This is a genomic window from Sporosarcina sp. ACRSL, assembly GCF_022346605.1.
Lineage (GTDB): Bacteria > Bacillota > Bacilli > Bacillales_A > Planococcaceae > Sporosarcina.
Map to the genome: position 1 here is coordinate 279,596 of NZ_JAKRNT010000002.1, position 13,538 is coordinate 293,133.

13 protein-coding genes are annotated in these 13,538 nt (G+C 42.1%); 4 read left to right on the plus strand and 9 right to left on the minus strand.

Annotated features, from left to right (window positions below; genetic code table 11):
* Positions 1 to 38: 38 nt before the first annotated feature.
* From MHZ92_RS04665 to MHZ92_RS04690, 6 genes are all read right to left on the minus strand, one after another.
* Positions 39 to 593: a hypothetical protein gene (locus tag MHZ92_RS04665; RefSeq protein WP_239430372.1), complete on the minus strand. Its 555-nt coding sequence runs from the start codon at positions 591 to 593 to the stop codon at positions 39 to 41.
* 22 nt (positions 594 to 615) lie between these two features.
* Positions 616 to 1,053 carry an NUDIX hydrolase gene (locus MHZ92_RS04670; protein WP_239430373.1) on the minus strand — a complete coding sequence of 146 codons (438 nt, stop codon included), beginning with the start codon at positions 1,051 to 1,053 and terminating at the stop codon, positions 616 to 618.
* 36 nt (positions 1,054 to 1,089) lie between these two features.
* Positions 1,090 to 1,557 carry a hypothetical protein gene (locus tag MHZ92_RS04675; protein ID WP_239430374.1) on the minus strand — a complete coding sequence of 156 codons (468 nt, stop codon included), beginning with the start codon at positions 1,555 to 1,557 and terminating at the stop codon, positions 1,090 to 1,092.
* Between the two features lie 212 nt (positions 1,558 to 1,769).
* Positions 1,770 to 2,627: a GIY-YIG nuclease family protein gene (locus tag MHZ92_RS04680; protein WP_239430376.1), complete on the minus strand. Its 858-nt coding sequence runs from the start codon at positions 2,625 to 2,627 to the stop codon at positions 1,770 to 1,772.
* A 195-nt stretch (positions 2,628 to 2,822) separates the two neighbouring features.
* Entirely contained in the window at positions 2,823 to 5,960 is a 3,138-nt protein-coding gene (locus tag MHZ92_RS04685) for a DEAD/DEAH box helicase (RefSeq protein ID WP_239430378.1), read from the minus strand.
* Positions 5,933 to 6,349: a (deoxy)nucleoside triphosphate pyrophosphohydrolase gene (locus tag MHZ92_RS04690; protein ID WP_239430379.1), complete on the minus strand. Its 417-nt coding sequence runs from the start codon at positions 6,347 to 6,349 to the stop codon at positions 5,933 to 5,935. Before MHZ92_RS04690 ends, MHZ92_RS04685 begins: the two co-directional genes overlap by 28 nt.
* A 236-nt stretch (positions 6,350 to 6,585) precedes the next feature.
* Here MHZ92_RS04690 and MHZ92_RS04695 point away from each other — a divergent pair, with 236 nt between their 5' ends.
* The 3 genes from MHZ92_RS04695 (at position 6,586) to MHZ92_RS04705 (ending at position 9,390) form a co-directional block, all read left to right on the plus strand.
* Positions 6,586 to 6,735, plus strand: coding sequence for a hypothetical protein (locus tag MHZ92_RS04695; protein ID WP_239430380.1), 150 nt, complete (start codon positions 6,586 to 6,588; stop codon positions 6,733 to 6,735).
* A gap of 97 nt (positions 6,736 to 6,832) precedes the next feature.
* Positions 6,833 to 8,029 (plus strand): M14 family metallopeptidase, encoded by a 1,197-nt coding sequence (locus tag MHZ92_RS04700; protein WP_239430382.1) that lies wholly within the window; start codon positions 6,833 to 6,835, stop codon positions 8,027 to 8,029.
* Between the two features lie 206 nt (positions 8,030 to 8,235).
* Positions 8,236 to 9,390, plus strand: coding sequence for a hypothetical protein (locus tag MHZ92_RS04705; RefSeq protein ID WP_239430384.1), 1,155 nt, complete (start codon positions 8,236 to 8,238; stop codon positions 9,388 to 9,390).
* 256 nt (positions 9,391 to 9,646) lie between these two features.
* On the opposite strand, the gene MHZ92_RS04710 is transcribed toward MHZ92_RS04705, so the two are convergent.
* On the minus strand, positions 9,647 to 10,498 hold the full coding sequence (locus MHZ92_RS04710) for a dimethylarginine dimethylaminohydrolase family protein (protein WP_239430386.1): 852 nt from the start codon (positions 10,496 to 10,498) through the stop codon (positions 9,647 to 9,649).
* Between the two features lie 128 nt (positions 10,499 to 10,626).
* Between MHZ92_RS04710 and MHZ92_RS04715 the strand changes: the two genes are divergently transcribed.
* Positions 10,627 to 11,367 (plus strand): YqcI/YcgG family protein, encoded by a 741-nt coding sequence (locus MHZ92_RS04715; protein ID WP_239430509.1) that lies wholly within the window; start codon positions 10,627 to 10,629, stop codon positions 11,365 to 11,367.
* A gap of 99 nt (positions 11,368 to 11,466) precedes the next feature.
* Here MHZ92_RS04715 and MHZ92_RS04720 read toward each other — a convergent pair whose 3' ends face one another.
* Both MHZ92_RS04720 and MHZ92_RS04725 read right to left on the minus strand, forming a co-directional pair.
* A complete protein-coding gene (locus MHZ92_RS04720; RefSeq protein ID WP_239430387.1) occupies positions 11,467 to 11,889 on the minus strand; it encodes a helix-turn-helix domain-containing protein in 423 nt (140 codons plus the stop codon).
* A gap of 297 nt (positions 11,890 to 12,186) precedes the next feature.
* Positions 12,187 to 13,509, minus strand: a complete 1,323-nt coding sequence (locus tag MHZ92_RS04725) for a D-serine ammonia-lyase (protein ID WP_239430388.1) — start codon at positions 13,507 to 13,509, stop codon at positions 12,187 to 12,189.
* Positions 13,510 to 13,538: the final 29 nt, after the last annotated feature.

Sequence of the window (13,538 nt, forward strand, 5' to 3'; positions counted from 1 at the left end):
CTTACCAAATAGCTTATTCTATAATAAATTGCATTATTTCATACTTCACTAACTAGATCGTTACGACTCCTGCCCATCTTATAAAGCCTAATAATGAAGACCAGCTGTACAAGCAGTACCAATCCCATTGAGAAATAGGCAAGCGGTTGCAAAGTGAAAACTAATACGGATGCCAATACCATACTCCCCAGCATGAGGCCTACGTTCACTTCAAGTCGGGAAATAGAATACAACCTGTCGCTCATTGCTGAAATGAAAAGTGACAGGATAATGGTCACCATCATCGTCCCCACCGCCGCTAACGCCAATAAAGAAATCGATAATGCAAATCCAGCGGCTGTTGAGAGTGGAATCGAACCGGCCGAATGCCCTGTGCTGTTCAAAACGAAGAAAAAGATACTATGGCAAATCATTACGATCACAAGCGGCTGCACCTTGCCCATCTTTTCATGTCCCGCCTTCAAATCCCGGACACCCAGATACATCAAACCATATCCAAAGAAATTCGTTGCATAATAAACAATGCCGGAGTCAATAAAATCGAGATTTGTTTTAAAGAATACAAGAAACAAACCTAATATGAACTTTTCCACCGCACTCACCCCCCCGTTCCATTCAAACCCGAATCCCACTCAACCGAACATCTTCCGCCCTTCGGATATAATCAATCAAATAATCCGTAGCATCCGGATGATGGTACACCTCTTCAGGCGTCATCCAATACACAGCCGATACTTCATCAGGACTGACCGCGTACGGCTCACCGCTGAATTCCTCGCATAAAAAAATAACATTCACGACCGGCTCCCCCTGATCCGTCACAAAACTTGTACTATGTACATAACGCGGGCGTCCTTCGAGTACAAGCCCCACTTCCTCCTCCACTTCTCGCGCAACAGTCCGCTCTAAAATATCCGACGAAGCCCCTTCCAGCTCAACTTTTCCACCAATTAATCCTATTCCGCCTGGTGCGTGTTCTTCCTTCTCGCTCCGCCTACCTAACAAATAGCGACCTTCCCTGTAGATAGCTACCTCTGTGTTGACGATGAACATTTGTATCACTCCATTCCTCTTACAATGTATTGAATCTCATCCTAAAGATCGTTCAGGAGCCGCTGTCACCCCGTAATTTCTTCTTTTCGTTACCCAAAATCCAATTGTGAATGTGATAAACATCAAGATATAGGCACCAAATATAATAGTTGTCCCACTACTAATAAACGGAAATATTAGTAATGGTCCAGAAACAAATGCAAGCATATAATGTTGCGATAAAGACGCCAATTCCATACTTCTTGAGGCACTATCTAGTATGATAAACTGCCAAATAAATAAAATGAAAGACATGAACCATATGGAGTTACCAAGCATGAAGCTCTTCCAAACCGGTATATTCAATCTGGCAAATCGAATGCCTACATAGAACCAGAATACAAGGAATATTAATTGCATGATGAAAGGGAACAAAGGAAACATCATTTTATTCGCTAAAAACCCATAAATAAATGGAATTAGTAGCAATACGATATGAAACACATAACTACTAATACTTTTCATAAAAACCCTCCAAACGCTTTGTCTAGAATCAAGTTACATATTTCGATCTTATCAGTAGTTATTCCACAAATATTCCAAATATCCTTTATTAAGCTGTAGTTAAGTGACTAAAGGATATTGAATACGAGTCCCTCCACTCCCAATCTCACTTACTTCCAAGAAGGAAGGGATGCAAAAAAGCAGAGCTCCGTATAGTACGGGCTCTGCTTCTCTTATTTTTCCTTATTCCTTTTCTCATTCAAGCCATCCCAAAACATCCAGCCATTTTGTGATCGACCGGAACATAGCTCGGCTGGCGTACTTGGACTGTTGAATTCAACATCATCGATTAATTTTGCAGTAGCATCATCAAGCCGAATCGCTTTGTTGGAATCAATCAACTGCTCATACCTTCGAAGCGAGCGCTTGTAGAATGTACCTTTATCGCTCCAATCTTTTGTATGTTCAAGCGGTGCACAAATAATTGAATTTGCTTGCAACACGAACTTCCCATCCGCAAGTCGTATCGAAGCTTCATATGGCACCTTTGCCTCAAAAACTTCAACTTCATCCTCCACTTCAATCGCAGTTGGAACACTCGCACGGAAAGAAACCCCTAACGCCTCCAGCAGGAATTGAATATGGGAGGCAAATGAATTAAGGGTCGATCGATTGAACACATTGACGTTCGGCTCAACCGAACGCATATCCCGATTCTCCAAACTGTACTGCGTCTTCGAAAACGCTTGGATGAAATAATACTCCAAGTAATCAATGCTCAACTTATCAAAACTGTTATTGTCTGCCACAAACAAAATACCGAACTGCCAAAAGTCTTTCTCACGCAAATGGGACTTAATCCGATTAATGCCATTCACGGATTGCCCCACATACACACTCGATTCATCAGAATCGGAAAACAGAAAATACACAGCATGGTTGTTTGCATACTCCAACGACTCAACATCATTCAACCGACTCTTCGTGAAATAAAACCCTCGAATCTGACTCGTCGGATCCTGAATAATACGCAATGAATTGGCGTGCTTCACATCAGGAAAATAGAACATTACTGTGCGATCATTCTTCATTCATTTCCACCTCGGATATTCTCTATGAACGTCTGTTGTTCATTTCTTTGATGATTAAAGTTCTGGTGTGATAAGGATTGCCATTTCTATTAGTATGGATAATGAAATCTGTCCAGCAATTTTCAATAGCATAAGTCTAACAACCGATATCTTACGCCATACTCATAAACTTGTTTGAACCCTTCTTTTAGATTATCATAATACACTCTTATTCGCTGCCGGCATTAACTTCGCTGGCATCGCCTCATGCAATCGCCATACAAAACTGATTGGCTTATTCCCCTCATGGCTCACATAGTCAGCAGTTCCTAAAAATACAAATGGCGCCGTATAGCCATCCTTCTGTCTGTACTCCCGAACAAATAAGGCTATTTTATTCCCCGTATTTCGTTGATTGATATATCTTTTTCCAGTTGGACTAGTGTCAGATGTTTTATTTTGAGATTGCCAATGAAACAGTTTATCGCTTATAGCGTAGTCCTCGTATTGTGTTGAGGGTGAGAAGTCTTTGTCCGACTTATTGAGAGTAATAAAAAAGATATCGGTTTCTTTGTCCTCAAAATACTTAACCCCTTCACGAAATGCAGGTTTAACCTCTTCATTGAAATAGCCGAGTGCAGCAAGAACTTGGTCTGAGGTGTATTGAGCATGAACACGTAGCGGTGTTACATATTCAAACGGGGACGGCTTTTCTACTGATCGAATATTTTCCATACACACATTGAGCACTTCTTTAATTTCGCGCCGAATCGCTTGCGTTGTGATCATTCGCTGAATACCGTCGTGCATTGAATTAAATCCATGTTTCTTTGGTGGAGCGTCGAAGATAGAATAATAGAGCATTCCAACCATCAGAAGCTGCTCTTCATTACCAATTAAGCCGTCTTCCAAATATCTTTTCAAAAATGTAAGTAGTTCAATCGAATCCAAATGAAACAGCGATTGAATTCTCCTATTAATGGTAACTTCATACTCACTTTGAAAATCTTCCGAAAGACCCGCTTCAACCTTAAGCCTTTCAAATGAGCGATTTCTACTTGTTCCGTAAAAATCTGCGAGCGTTAGATGATGGTACCGAAGGAAATTCGATAATGTAAGCTTCTCACCTGTATCTTCCTCAAAGTATTTAAGCTTCGTGATCAAATTCTGCTTTGTATTTTTTACTTCTTTTACGTTCCGCAATATGTATTCCTTTGCTTGCTTTTCCATTTGGATTACAGAGCCCTTTGGCAAGTGGAAGAAACCATTTTCGATGTAATGGCGAATGGAATGCTTTGTCCTTCCGACAAGTGCTCGGAACTTTTCTTCGAACGGATAATCGGCGTGGGCTTGTCCTACGAAATCTAAGACTGTCAAACATTCTTTGCCATCAGCCAAACGCAACCCACGTCCTAATTGCTGTAAAAACACGGTTAGACTTTCTGTTGGTCTTAGGAATAAAACTGTATTAACTTCTGGTATATCAATTCCTTCATTGTATAAATCCACAACAAATATGAATTTAATTTCGCCGCTTACTAATTTTCGTTTTGCTGTAGTTCTCTCATCATCGGATGATTCTCCATGCAAAGCGATGGAGGGGATTTCCTTCGAGTTGAAGTATGCTGCCATATATTTTGCGTGTTCCACTGACACACAGAATCCAAGTGCTTTTACTTGTTTTATATCGGTAACGTATTTATTGATGCTACGGATAACAAGATCACTACGACGATCGTTGGAAGTGTAAACATTCGTAAGCTCATCAATATCGTACCCTCTTCTCGACCACTTAATTGCCGATAGATCGACATTATCTGTTACACAAAAATAATGAAATGGACTAAGCAATTTACGATCGATTGCTTCTGTTAAACGCATTTCAGATGCAATCCGATCATCAAAATAACTAAGGACATTCTGATTATCCATTCGTTCAGGTGTGGCTGTCAGACCTACTAATATAGTTGGCTCATAATACTCTAATAAGGCTCGATATGTTGGCGCTGTAGCATGATGAAATTCATCTACAATAATAAAATCATAGAAGTCAGCCGTTGTTTTTTCTATCATCTTTCGACTATTCCAGCTTTGGATACTCATAAAGAGTTGATCAAATGAAGTTGGTTCAAAACGACCGACAAACATCTCACCAAAATTTGCGTCTTTTAAAATTGCACGGAAAGTATGCATGCTTTGTTTAAGTATTTCTTCACGATGGGCAATAAACAGTAACTTTGCGTCCGGCTTCTGTGTCAAGAATCGTTTAAAATCAAAAGCGGAAATGACAGTTTTACCTACCCCGGTAGCAGCCACGACCAAGTTTTTCATATGACCATGCACAGTACGTTCAACTTCTAGTTCATCTAGAATTTCTTGCTGATAATGATACGGACGAATATCAAGGAAGTACTGCTCTTTTGTCTCAGCTACTTGATCTTTCGTCAAAGATTGGCGAACTTTAGACCAGTTTTCTTCCTCATTAGCTGACAAACTTTTAAACTCTTCATCATTCCAGTAACCTTCAAAGGTTGCTTCAAACTTACGGATAATATCGAATGAATCTTTCTCTGTTACTTTTAAATTCCACTCAAGTCCAGATGTTAATGCTGGATTTGAAAGATTTGAAGAGCCTATATATGCAGTACTAAACCCTGTTTTTCGTTTAAATAAATATGCTTTGGCGTGTAAACGTGTTCTTTCTTTATCCAAAGAAACTCGAATTTCAGTGTTAGGCAGCTTGCTTAATTCTTGAAGTGCTTTGTAATCTGTTGCCTCCATATATGACGTTGTAATAATTCTTAGACGGCCGCCACGTTCAGTGAAGTTACGAAGTTCTTCAATAATAATGCGCAATCCTGACCACTTAATAAAAGAAACGAGCCATTCAATCTCGTCCGAAGTGAGAATTTCATTTCTTAATTCCTCCAACATGTTGGGCTCAGCGTGTGATCCGGTGAATAAAGAACTTTGTGTTAAAGGTGTAACGGGTCTAAGTACTTTTTTCTTTTTTAACGAGTGAGCTGTGTTAATCGTTTTATAGATTGAAGTAAGGATTTCCGCTTGTTCATCTAATTTATGCTTTGCAACGTCATCATCGTTTAGTTTTTGATGAAGTACATCAATAATTTCATTACAAACTTCAATTTGTCTCAGCAGTGCATCTTCCTTATTTCCACCTTCTCGAATATGCGATAGCGCATTTCTAGTTACAAAGGAAATGTAACTTGATAAAAGGACTCTTGCTTCGGCTTCATCTATTTGTTCCTTTTCCACAACAAATATATCTGGAAGCTCATCCAATTCCTCTTTAATTTTCTTATTTATTAATTGCTCATAAATTCCTTCGTGCATTGTTGTATCACCCTTTCAACGGCTGGAATGTCAGCTGGTGCCCATTCTAATGAATGTAGTTCATTAAATGGTACCCATTTTAATTCACTATGTTCAAAAGCAACCGGTGTTCCATTAATTATTTCAGCAAAATAGGTTACTAAACGCACTGTGAATGAGTCGTATATATATGTCGTGTCTTCAACAAATTGTCCAACTGCAATTTCACAATGAAGTTCTTCTTTTATTTCACGAACTAATGCAGTTTGTGGCGTTTCACCCGTTTCTATCTTTCCACCGGGAAATTCCCAATACCCAGGCAACGACATATCCTCGGAACGACGTGCACAGAGAATATCTCCTTTATTGTTATAGATGACAGCACCGACAACATGAATTGATTTAGTCATTCTTAATCTCCTGTTCGACTTGCTTAATCAGTTCAGATCTTTTAATAATCCGGATAGTGACTCCTCAGACTTATTATTAAAATCTGATAACTGGATACTGTTTTCCATTGTATCATCTTTCTGTTTATAGATGAATGAGTTTTAAGAAACCTCGTGATTGTACTTTATCAAGTTCCATAGCATATTCAATTTCCAATTGGACACCCTAACCGTAAAATTGAAAGGGTGTGTATTTTATGATGCCAGAACGAGAAATTTTAGCGCAGTTGAATGAGGACCAGTTGAGGGCGTTGAGTGCTTTAGAGGATGAGCTCGGCGTGACGCTCGTTGCGTATGAAAGTCCGATGCATGACAATGACAATCAGATTGTGGAGTCGGAAGTTTGAAAGACGGGGCTATCTTCGGGTAGTCCTTTTTTGTTTGATAATTTCCCCCACTCATAACTCATATACTGGTATGAGTTATGTAAAGAGGAGGAATGGCGTGAACATTACAGTGCGACCGGGAGATTCACTCTGGCACTACAGCCATTTGTTTAGAGTTCCGCTTCAATTGATTGTCGATTCGAATCGTGATGCAAACTTGCAGGTTCTTTCGGTCGGGCAACGCATCCGAATTCCGGGATATGTGACGGTTGAGGTGCAGGTCAATCAGGGAGAAACGTTATGGTTGATTGCGCAGCGAAGAAATGTCCCGATCGAAGCGATTTTGCTTGTGAATCCTACGCTTGATCCCAACCGCCTGCGAGTCGGGCAGACGATCCGGGTTCCTTTGCGCATCACTTGGAGGCTCGTCAACGGGGAGCAGACGTATAGCTATGCGACGATGATTAACGACTTGAGAAGGCTTCAATCTGTGTATCCCTTCATCCTGAACACGTCAATCGGGGATTCAGTTCTCGGAAATAACATTCCTGAGATTCGAATTGGAACTGGACCGAAACGGGTTCATTACAACGCTTCCTTCCATGCAAATGAGTGGATTACAACGCCCGTCCTTATGACTTTCCTCAATGACTATTTACTTTCCCTTACGAATCAAACTCCTATACGTAGCTTGTTCACGCTTCCTTTGTACCAACAATCCACCTTGTCTCTTGTCCCCATGGTGAATCCTGACGGAGTTACACTTGTTCAGCAAGGACCGCCGGAGACAGAGCCGTGGAGAACGAGAGTCGTAGAAATGAACAATGGCAGCACGGATTTCTCTGGCTGGAAGGCGAATATTCGAGGTGTCGATTTAAACGATCAGTTCCCGGCAAATTGGGAATTGGAACGGGAACGGGAAACTGCTCGGAAAACCCCCGGTCCCCGTGATTACGGTGGAGAACGACCGCTCTCCGAACCGGAAGCCATTGCGATGGCAGACTTAACGAGGAGACGGGACTTTGCGTGGGTACTCGCGTTCCATACGCAAGGCCGGGTCATCTACTGGGGATATCTGGGACTCGAGCCTCCTGTGTCGGAAACGATGGCCAATGAATTTAGCCGGGTAAGCGGCTACGAGCCGGTCCGATCAATTGAAAGCTACGCCGGCTACAAAGATTGGTTTATTCAAGATTGGCGAAGACCAGGATTCACTGTTGAGTTAGGCTCTGGAACTAATCCATTGCCAATTAGCCAGTTTGGTGAAATCTATGAGGAGACGTTGGGAATTTTTCTGGCTGGGTTGTATTTATAGGGTAGTAGTTGGTGCTTAATTAATTTTGTATCTATAAGGAGGTCTTTTATCTTAATTTGTTGAAAAAAGCAATTCTTTCTCCGTGTTTTTCGAATATTTCCCTCTCCATAAATGTTTAATGTATTAGAGTGTCATGAACACTTGAATCTCTTCAAGCATATAGTGTAAACGGCCCTCAAGTGAAAAAATAAGAGGAGAGTGTCTAAATGGGGAAAATATTTTCTAGAAAGCTTGTATCTATTGTGGTTGCTGGTTTGTTGCTATTTAGTGCGGGTGGAGCAGTTGTCAGTGCAAAATCGAAGGAAGGCAAGAAACAAACAAATCGAACAGAGCAGAATCACCGGACAGATGTTATTACGTATAACGAGGTCACGGTTCCGAGATATGCGAAGGAGGTTCGATTAACAGGTACAGTCGTTATTGACGGGCCGCAGCTCGTTGTCTCCATTCCTGGATCAAAAAACATGACAGTCACTAAGGTCCGCGATAAGGTGTGGACGTATGAGGCGGTGGTTGATGTATCGTCAATCAAAGGTGACGCTGTATACGAAATTTCTGCCTATACCGTCTTTGTAGACAAAAGGAATGCTGGAAAAGTTCATTCAAGTGCACGGACTGTATCGCAAAAGATCCATGTTCCGTTTATTACGTCCACGGTTGCGGAAAATACAAAATGGGAATATAACCGGTCAATCAATCAATTCACATTGACGTACGATATAGTTGAAAACTGGTCCAATGGGGAAAAGGTTAATATAGCGAAATCAAGATCGTATACTGTGAGAGGAGTAGACAATTATGTGGCAGTCCCTGGTACAGCAACAACACTATCGGTACCAACTGCAAACCAAGATTTTACGTTCTCTCCGGAGGCAACGTGGAAATATGATGCAACGACAAAAAGGTACTCGGCAACATTTAATATTTTGATCACAGATAGTAAAGGGAATGTTAGAAAAGAAGCAGTTACGATAAACGGACTGATGCCGGGGCAAGTGAATGAAATATCCTATCCATTGACGGATCGATATGGAACCGTTACTAAAAAGGCGTATTATACGGCACCAGCTGCACCGGTGGATGTGGTGGTAGACAGATTGCAAAACCTTACATTCACTCTCGTACAACAGAATAAAAATCAATTTAAAGTGGCAGCTTCTTATCAGTTAGTCCATTCCGACGGCAGAATTGAAGCAAAGATACATTATTTAGATGGGAATTTTGGAAATCCAGCGTCAAAAAGCAAAAATTCCTCATCAAGAAATTGGGAAGTTGCCGGCTTTGTCTACAAGATTACTGTAAATTACGATGCTAAGAATAAAATTTACTATGTCACGTATGAAGATGTTAGCAAAAAATAACTCGTAGTCATAGACTGCTAAAACGACAGGCATCCAGATATGGGTGCCTGTTTTTTGCGCTAAATACTATCTCTACATGCGAGATTTATGCGCAGAAATATCGATTTATGCGTTTCTAGTATGACTTATGCGCATTTGATTGGATTTATGCGGTTTTCTGGCGGTTTATGCGTAAGTTTCAGAATTTATGCGTGGAAATCGGGATTTATGCGCTTTTGGGGTTGATTCCACTAAAAAACCTCACGTTCTGTGAGGTTTAGTTTCTTTCGAGGGGCATGGAGCAGCAGCGGAAGGAGCCGCCGGATTTGATGATTTCGGAGAAGTCGACTTCGATGACTTCGAATCCGTGGGCGCGCATGGTGGCGTTCACTTGTTTGTTTTGCGGGAGGCTGAATACTTTGCCGTCCCCGATTGATAAGACGTTTGTGCCCATCGTGAATTGTTCTTCCGGTGACACTTCGATCAGCTTGTACGTGCGCGAAAGTGTTTCGACCATGTCTTCGGATAGGGCTTCCCGGAAGATGAGGCCAATTTCGGGCGATAGTATGTTGAATACACAATCTAAGTGTAAGTATTTTTCATTGAACGGTACGCGGATGATGTTGTGTTTTGGCAGCTTGCGTTGCAAATTGCGGACTGCCTCTTCTGACGTGCGGCTGCTGATGCCGACGTACACTTTGTCGCGGTCGACAATGACATCCCCGCCTTCCACCCGGTCTGTTGTCGTCTGGTAGGAAATGTTTTCGTCTTCTAGAAACTCCTCGAGTGCTTCTTCCTCGCCCTTTCGAATATCTCTTGCCATTTCGGCAACGAAGACTTCCTCTCCGACCGTGAAGCCGATGTCGCGTGTGAAAACTTGCTCTGGGAATTGTTCGGATGAAGGCAGGTTGATCACTTCCACTCCGTGTTCACGTAGTAATTTTTCAAATTCTCGATGTTGCTTCATCGCTATTTCCACATCGATATTTTCATCTGCATATTGCTTTTGAGTTTCGTTGATGACATCTTCGATTGCCATGAACTTCGGTTGGCAAAGAATGACTCTCTTCAATGAATCATATTCTGTATTGACCTTCGTTTTTGATTTATCGTCCACAGGGGAACTCATTGTTTCATCCTCCACATCTTTTTCTCCATCGTACCTATTCCCTCTTCCAATTACACTAAACCACTAGTTTAGGGTTTCCTCAGAAGGGAATTTGATAATTAAATGAATGATTGGGGGAAACATAATTGATTGATGAAAAGACTAATACGTTATTGAAGAAAGAGGATTTTGCTACAAGAACTAATTTGCCGGAGTGGCTATTGAAAAGCTATCGGACGTTCCATAAAACGGTGACCGATAAGACGTTTCCTTGTTACTTCGGCATGGGCGGAGAATTGAAAGGTGAATTGCGTTATGCGTACGTGACGCATAACGATTGGTCGAACTTGCCTTCCGCACTTCATGCTTTTTTGAAGTTATTTGATGATCCTCATCATAAGCGGCATGGACTGTTCGTTTTCGTGGAGCCTTTTGAGACGGAAGGCGATTTGGAGTCGTACCGAAAGCAGTTTTGGGACATTCTGCAGTATTTACATGATGTAGATAAGGTGCAGTGGCCTGCTGATAGTCCTCGGGATCCAGATCATTATTTATGGGATTTCCATTTTGGCGGCGAGCCGATTTTTGTTTTTGGAAACGCGCCTGCCTATAAGCAGCGGAAGACAAGAGATTTGGGGCAATCGATGGTGCTAGGCTTCCAACCTCGTCGTATTTTCGAAGGATTGAAGGGAACCGAAAAAGGCGGGATCATGTCACGCGAAAAGGTGCGTGAACGTGTCGAAGTGTGGGATCAATTGCCGAAGCATCCGGATATTAGCCATTATGGAGACCCAACCCATAATGAATGGAAACAGTTTTTCATCGGCGATGACGTCGAACCGATTGTCGGGAAATGTCCATTTTTGCACAAAGAAATGAAAAATGAATAACGGGTTCGGATGACGGAAATACGAAAAAAAACGCTCAAAATGAGCGTTTTTTCAAACCCTTATATTACTCCAGCACCTATCTGTTTACGGAGTCTTCACTTACTTTTTTGTTCCACTCTTTTTAACTCCTTTGCTAATCATGTATATAAAAATAATTGCAAAAGTTGATAGTGCTACTGTGCCACCAATATTTGTCCAATTCATTTCTCCATGCCGAATGGTACTCACAATAATAATCCCTAGTAGAGCCCCAAAACCGAACAAAACAGACGTCGTCCAATGTGGTGACTGTTTACTATCTTGAATAATTTTCTCTTTCAATTCTCCATCACTCCTTAATAATTCATCGATCGTGATACCGAATAAATCGCTTAAATCGATAATCACTTCAATGCTGGGATAGTTTTTACCTGTCTCCCATTTTGAAACTGATTGGCGACTAACATGTATTTTGGTAGCGAGTTCCTCCTGGGACCACCCTTTCAGTTCTCTTTCCCTTTTAAGTTTTTCTCCAAAGGACATGTTCTCAATCACCCTTTCTTATTCCATTATTAGTAGAGTGGATGGTTATAGTAAAGATAGTTATAGGCGCATCGTAGGTGCAACCTTTTGTTGCTCCTAAAAAAAGGAGACACCAATTATATGTGACGTGTCCCCTTGTTTTATTTCTTCAATTTAATTTCCCGACACTATTTTCTGTATTTCCCGTATCGCAACCTTCATATTTCGACTAGAAAGTGCGATTTTTAGCGGTTCGGTTAAGAAAATATTGGCGGAATATTTCCCGAAGTGTGTCGATTTCCCGGGAAATTACTCGTATTATTTCCTGTCTACTCCCTTGCCGATGCCATAATAAATATCCATTTCGTTTTCTGGCACCATGCTGCCGCCGGTTGCCCAGACGAGATGGGTTGCGGATGGCATGTCGGCTTTAGGCACTTCATTGCGAATGGCTTGGATGGGTCCTGTCATGCCTGCTAGTGCTGACGGTTCGAGGCGAATATCCTCGGTATCTGCGATCATAGTTAATAGTTTAAACATCGTTTCATCGGCAATTGTGTAGCATCCTTCTAGGAGCGGTTCCATCACCTTGCCGACAAATCCGGAAGCCGTGCCGACTGCAAGTCCGTCTGCAGCTGTTTGAATGTCGAGACCGAAGTCTGCAACGGACACTTTGTCATGCAAGCCTGTCATCATGCCGATTGTCATACATGGTGAATGGGTTGGTTCAGCGAAGAAGCAATGGACATTGTCGCCGAATTGAAGCTTGAGGCCGAAAGCGACGCCGCCTGGTCCCCCGCCGACACCGCACGGCAAGTAGACGAATAGCGGATTGTTTTCATCGACTTGCGTACCGCGCTCTTTTAGTTGTACTGCAACCCGTTCGCCAGCGACGGCATAGCCAAGGAAAAGATCTAGAGAGTTTTCGTCATCGACGAAGTGGCATAACGGGTCGGCTTCTGCCTGGCGTCTGCCTTCCTCCACTGCTTTGCTGTAGTCGTCCGCGTATTCAACGACGGTCACGCCTTTTTCACGAAGAAGGTCCTTTTTCCATTGTTTCGCATCGGCTGACATATGGACGGTGACATTGAAGCCGAGCTGTGCGCTCATGATGCCGATGCTTAGTCCAAGATTTCCTGTCGATCCGACAGCAATTTTATGCTTCGCGAATAAATTGCGGAATTCCGGCTCTGCAAATCTCGCATAATCATCTTCTTTAGTAATGAGACCGTTCTCGAGAGCAAGCGTTTCGGCATGTTTCAACACTTCATAAATACCGCCGCGCGCTTTGATGGAACCCGATATCGGGAGTGCATTGTCCTGTTTCAACAATAATTCCCCAAGGATATCCATATTGTATGTAGTTGTGAGTTCCTCTTTTATCTTCGGGATGGCAGTAATAGGTGACTCGATAATGCCGTTTGCCTCTGCTGTTTCAGGAAATACTTTTGCGATGTACGGTGCAAATCGCTTTAATCGGTCACTCGCGTCCTTCACATCATCCACGGTGATGCCTGATTGCTCAATGCCTTTCGCACTGTCCCCATTGAGCGGGTTTCGCCAAAGCACTTCTTGTTTTTCGATGATTTCTTGCAATAATGGCAATTTTTCGATCCAAGCCGTCTTTTCGCTTTGCTTCACGGTTATCGACCCCCACAGTATGATTTCCC

Bases quoted from the DNA above. Each gene is read 5' to 3' on its own strand.
- MHZ92_RS04685 (WP_239430378.1), bottom strand. From the start codon at position 5,960: ATGCACGAAGGAATTTATGAGCAATTAATAAATAAGAAAATTAAAGAG.
- MHZ92_RS04710 (WP_239430386.1), bottom strand. From the start codon at position 10,498: ATGAGTTCCCCTGTGGACGATAAATCAAAAACGAAGGTCAATACAGAA.
- MHZ92_RS04695 (WP_239430380.1), top strand. From the start codon at position 6,586: ATGATGCCAGAACGAGAAATTTTAGCGCAGTTGAATGAGGACCAGTTG.
- MHZ92_RS04690 (WP_239430379.1), bottom strand. From the start codon at position 6,349: ATGACTAAATCAATTCATGTTGTCGGTGCTGTCATCTATAACAATAAA.
- MHZ92_RS04705 (WP_239430384.1), top strand. From the start codon at position 8,236: ATGGGGAAAATATTTTCTAGAAAGCTTGTATCTATTGTGGTTGCTGGT.
- MHZ92_RS04675 (WP_239430374.1), bottom strand. From the start codon at position 1,557: ATGAAAAGTATTAGTAGTTATGTGTTTCATATCGTATTGCTACTAATT.
- MHZ92_RS04720 (WP_239430387.1), bottom strand. From the start codon at position 11,889: ATGTCCTTTGGAGAAAAACTTAAAAGGGAAAGAGAACTGAAAGGGTGG.
- MHZ92_RS04670 (WP_239430373.1), bottom strand. From the start codon at position 1,053: ATGTTCATCGTCAACACAGAGGTAGCTATCTACAGGGAAGGTCGCTAT.
- MHZ92_RS04680 (WP_239430376.1), bottom strand. From the start codon at position 2,627: ATGAAGAATGATCGCACAGTAATGTTCTATTTTCCTGATGTGAAGCAC.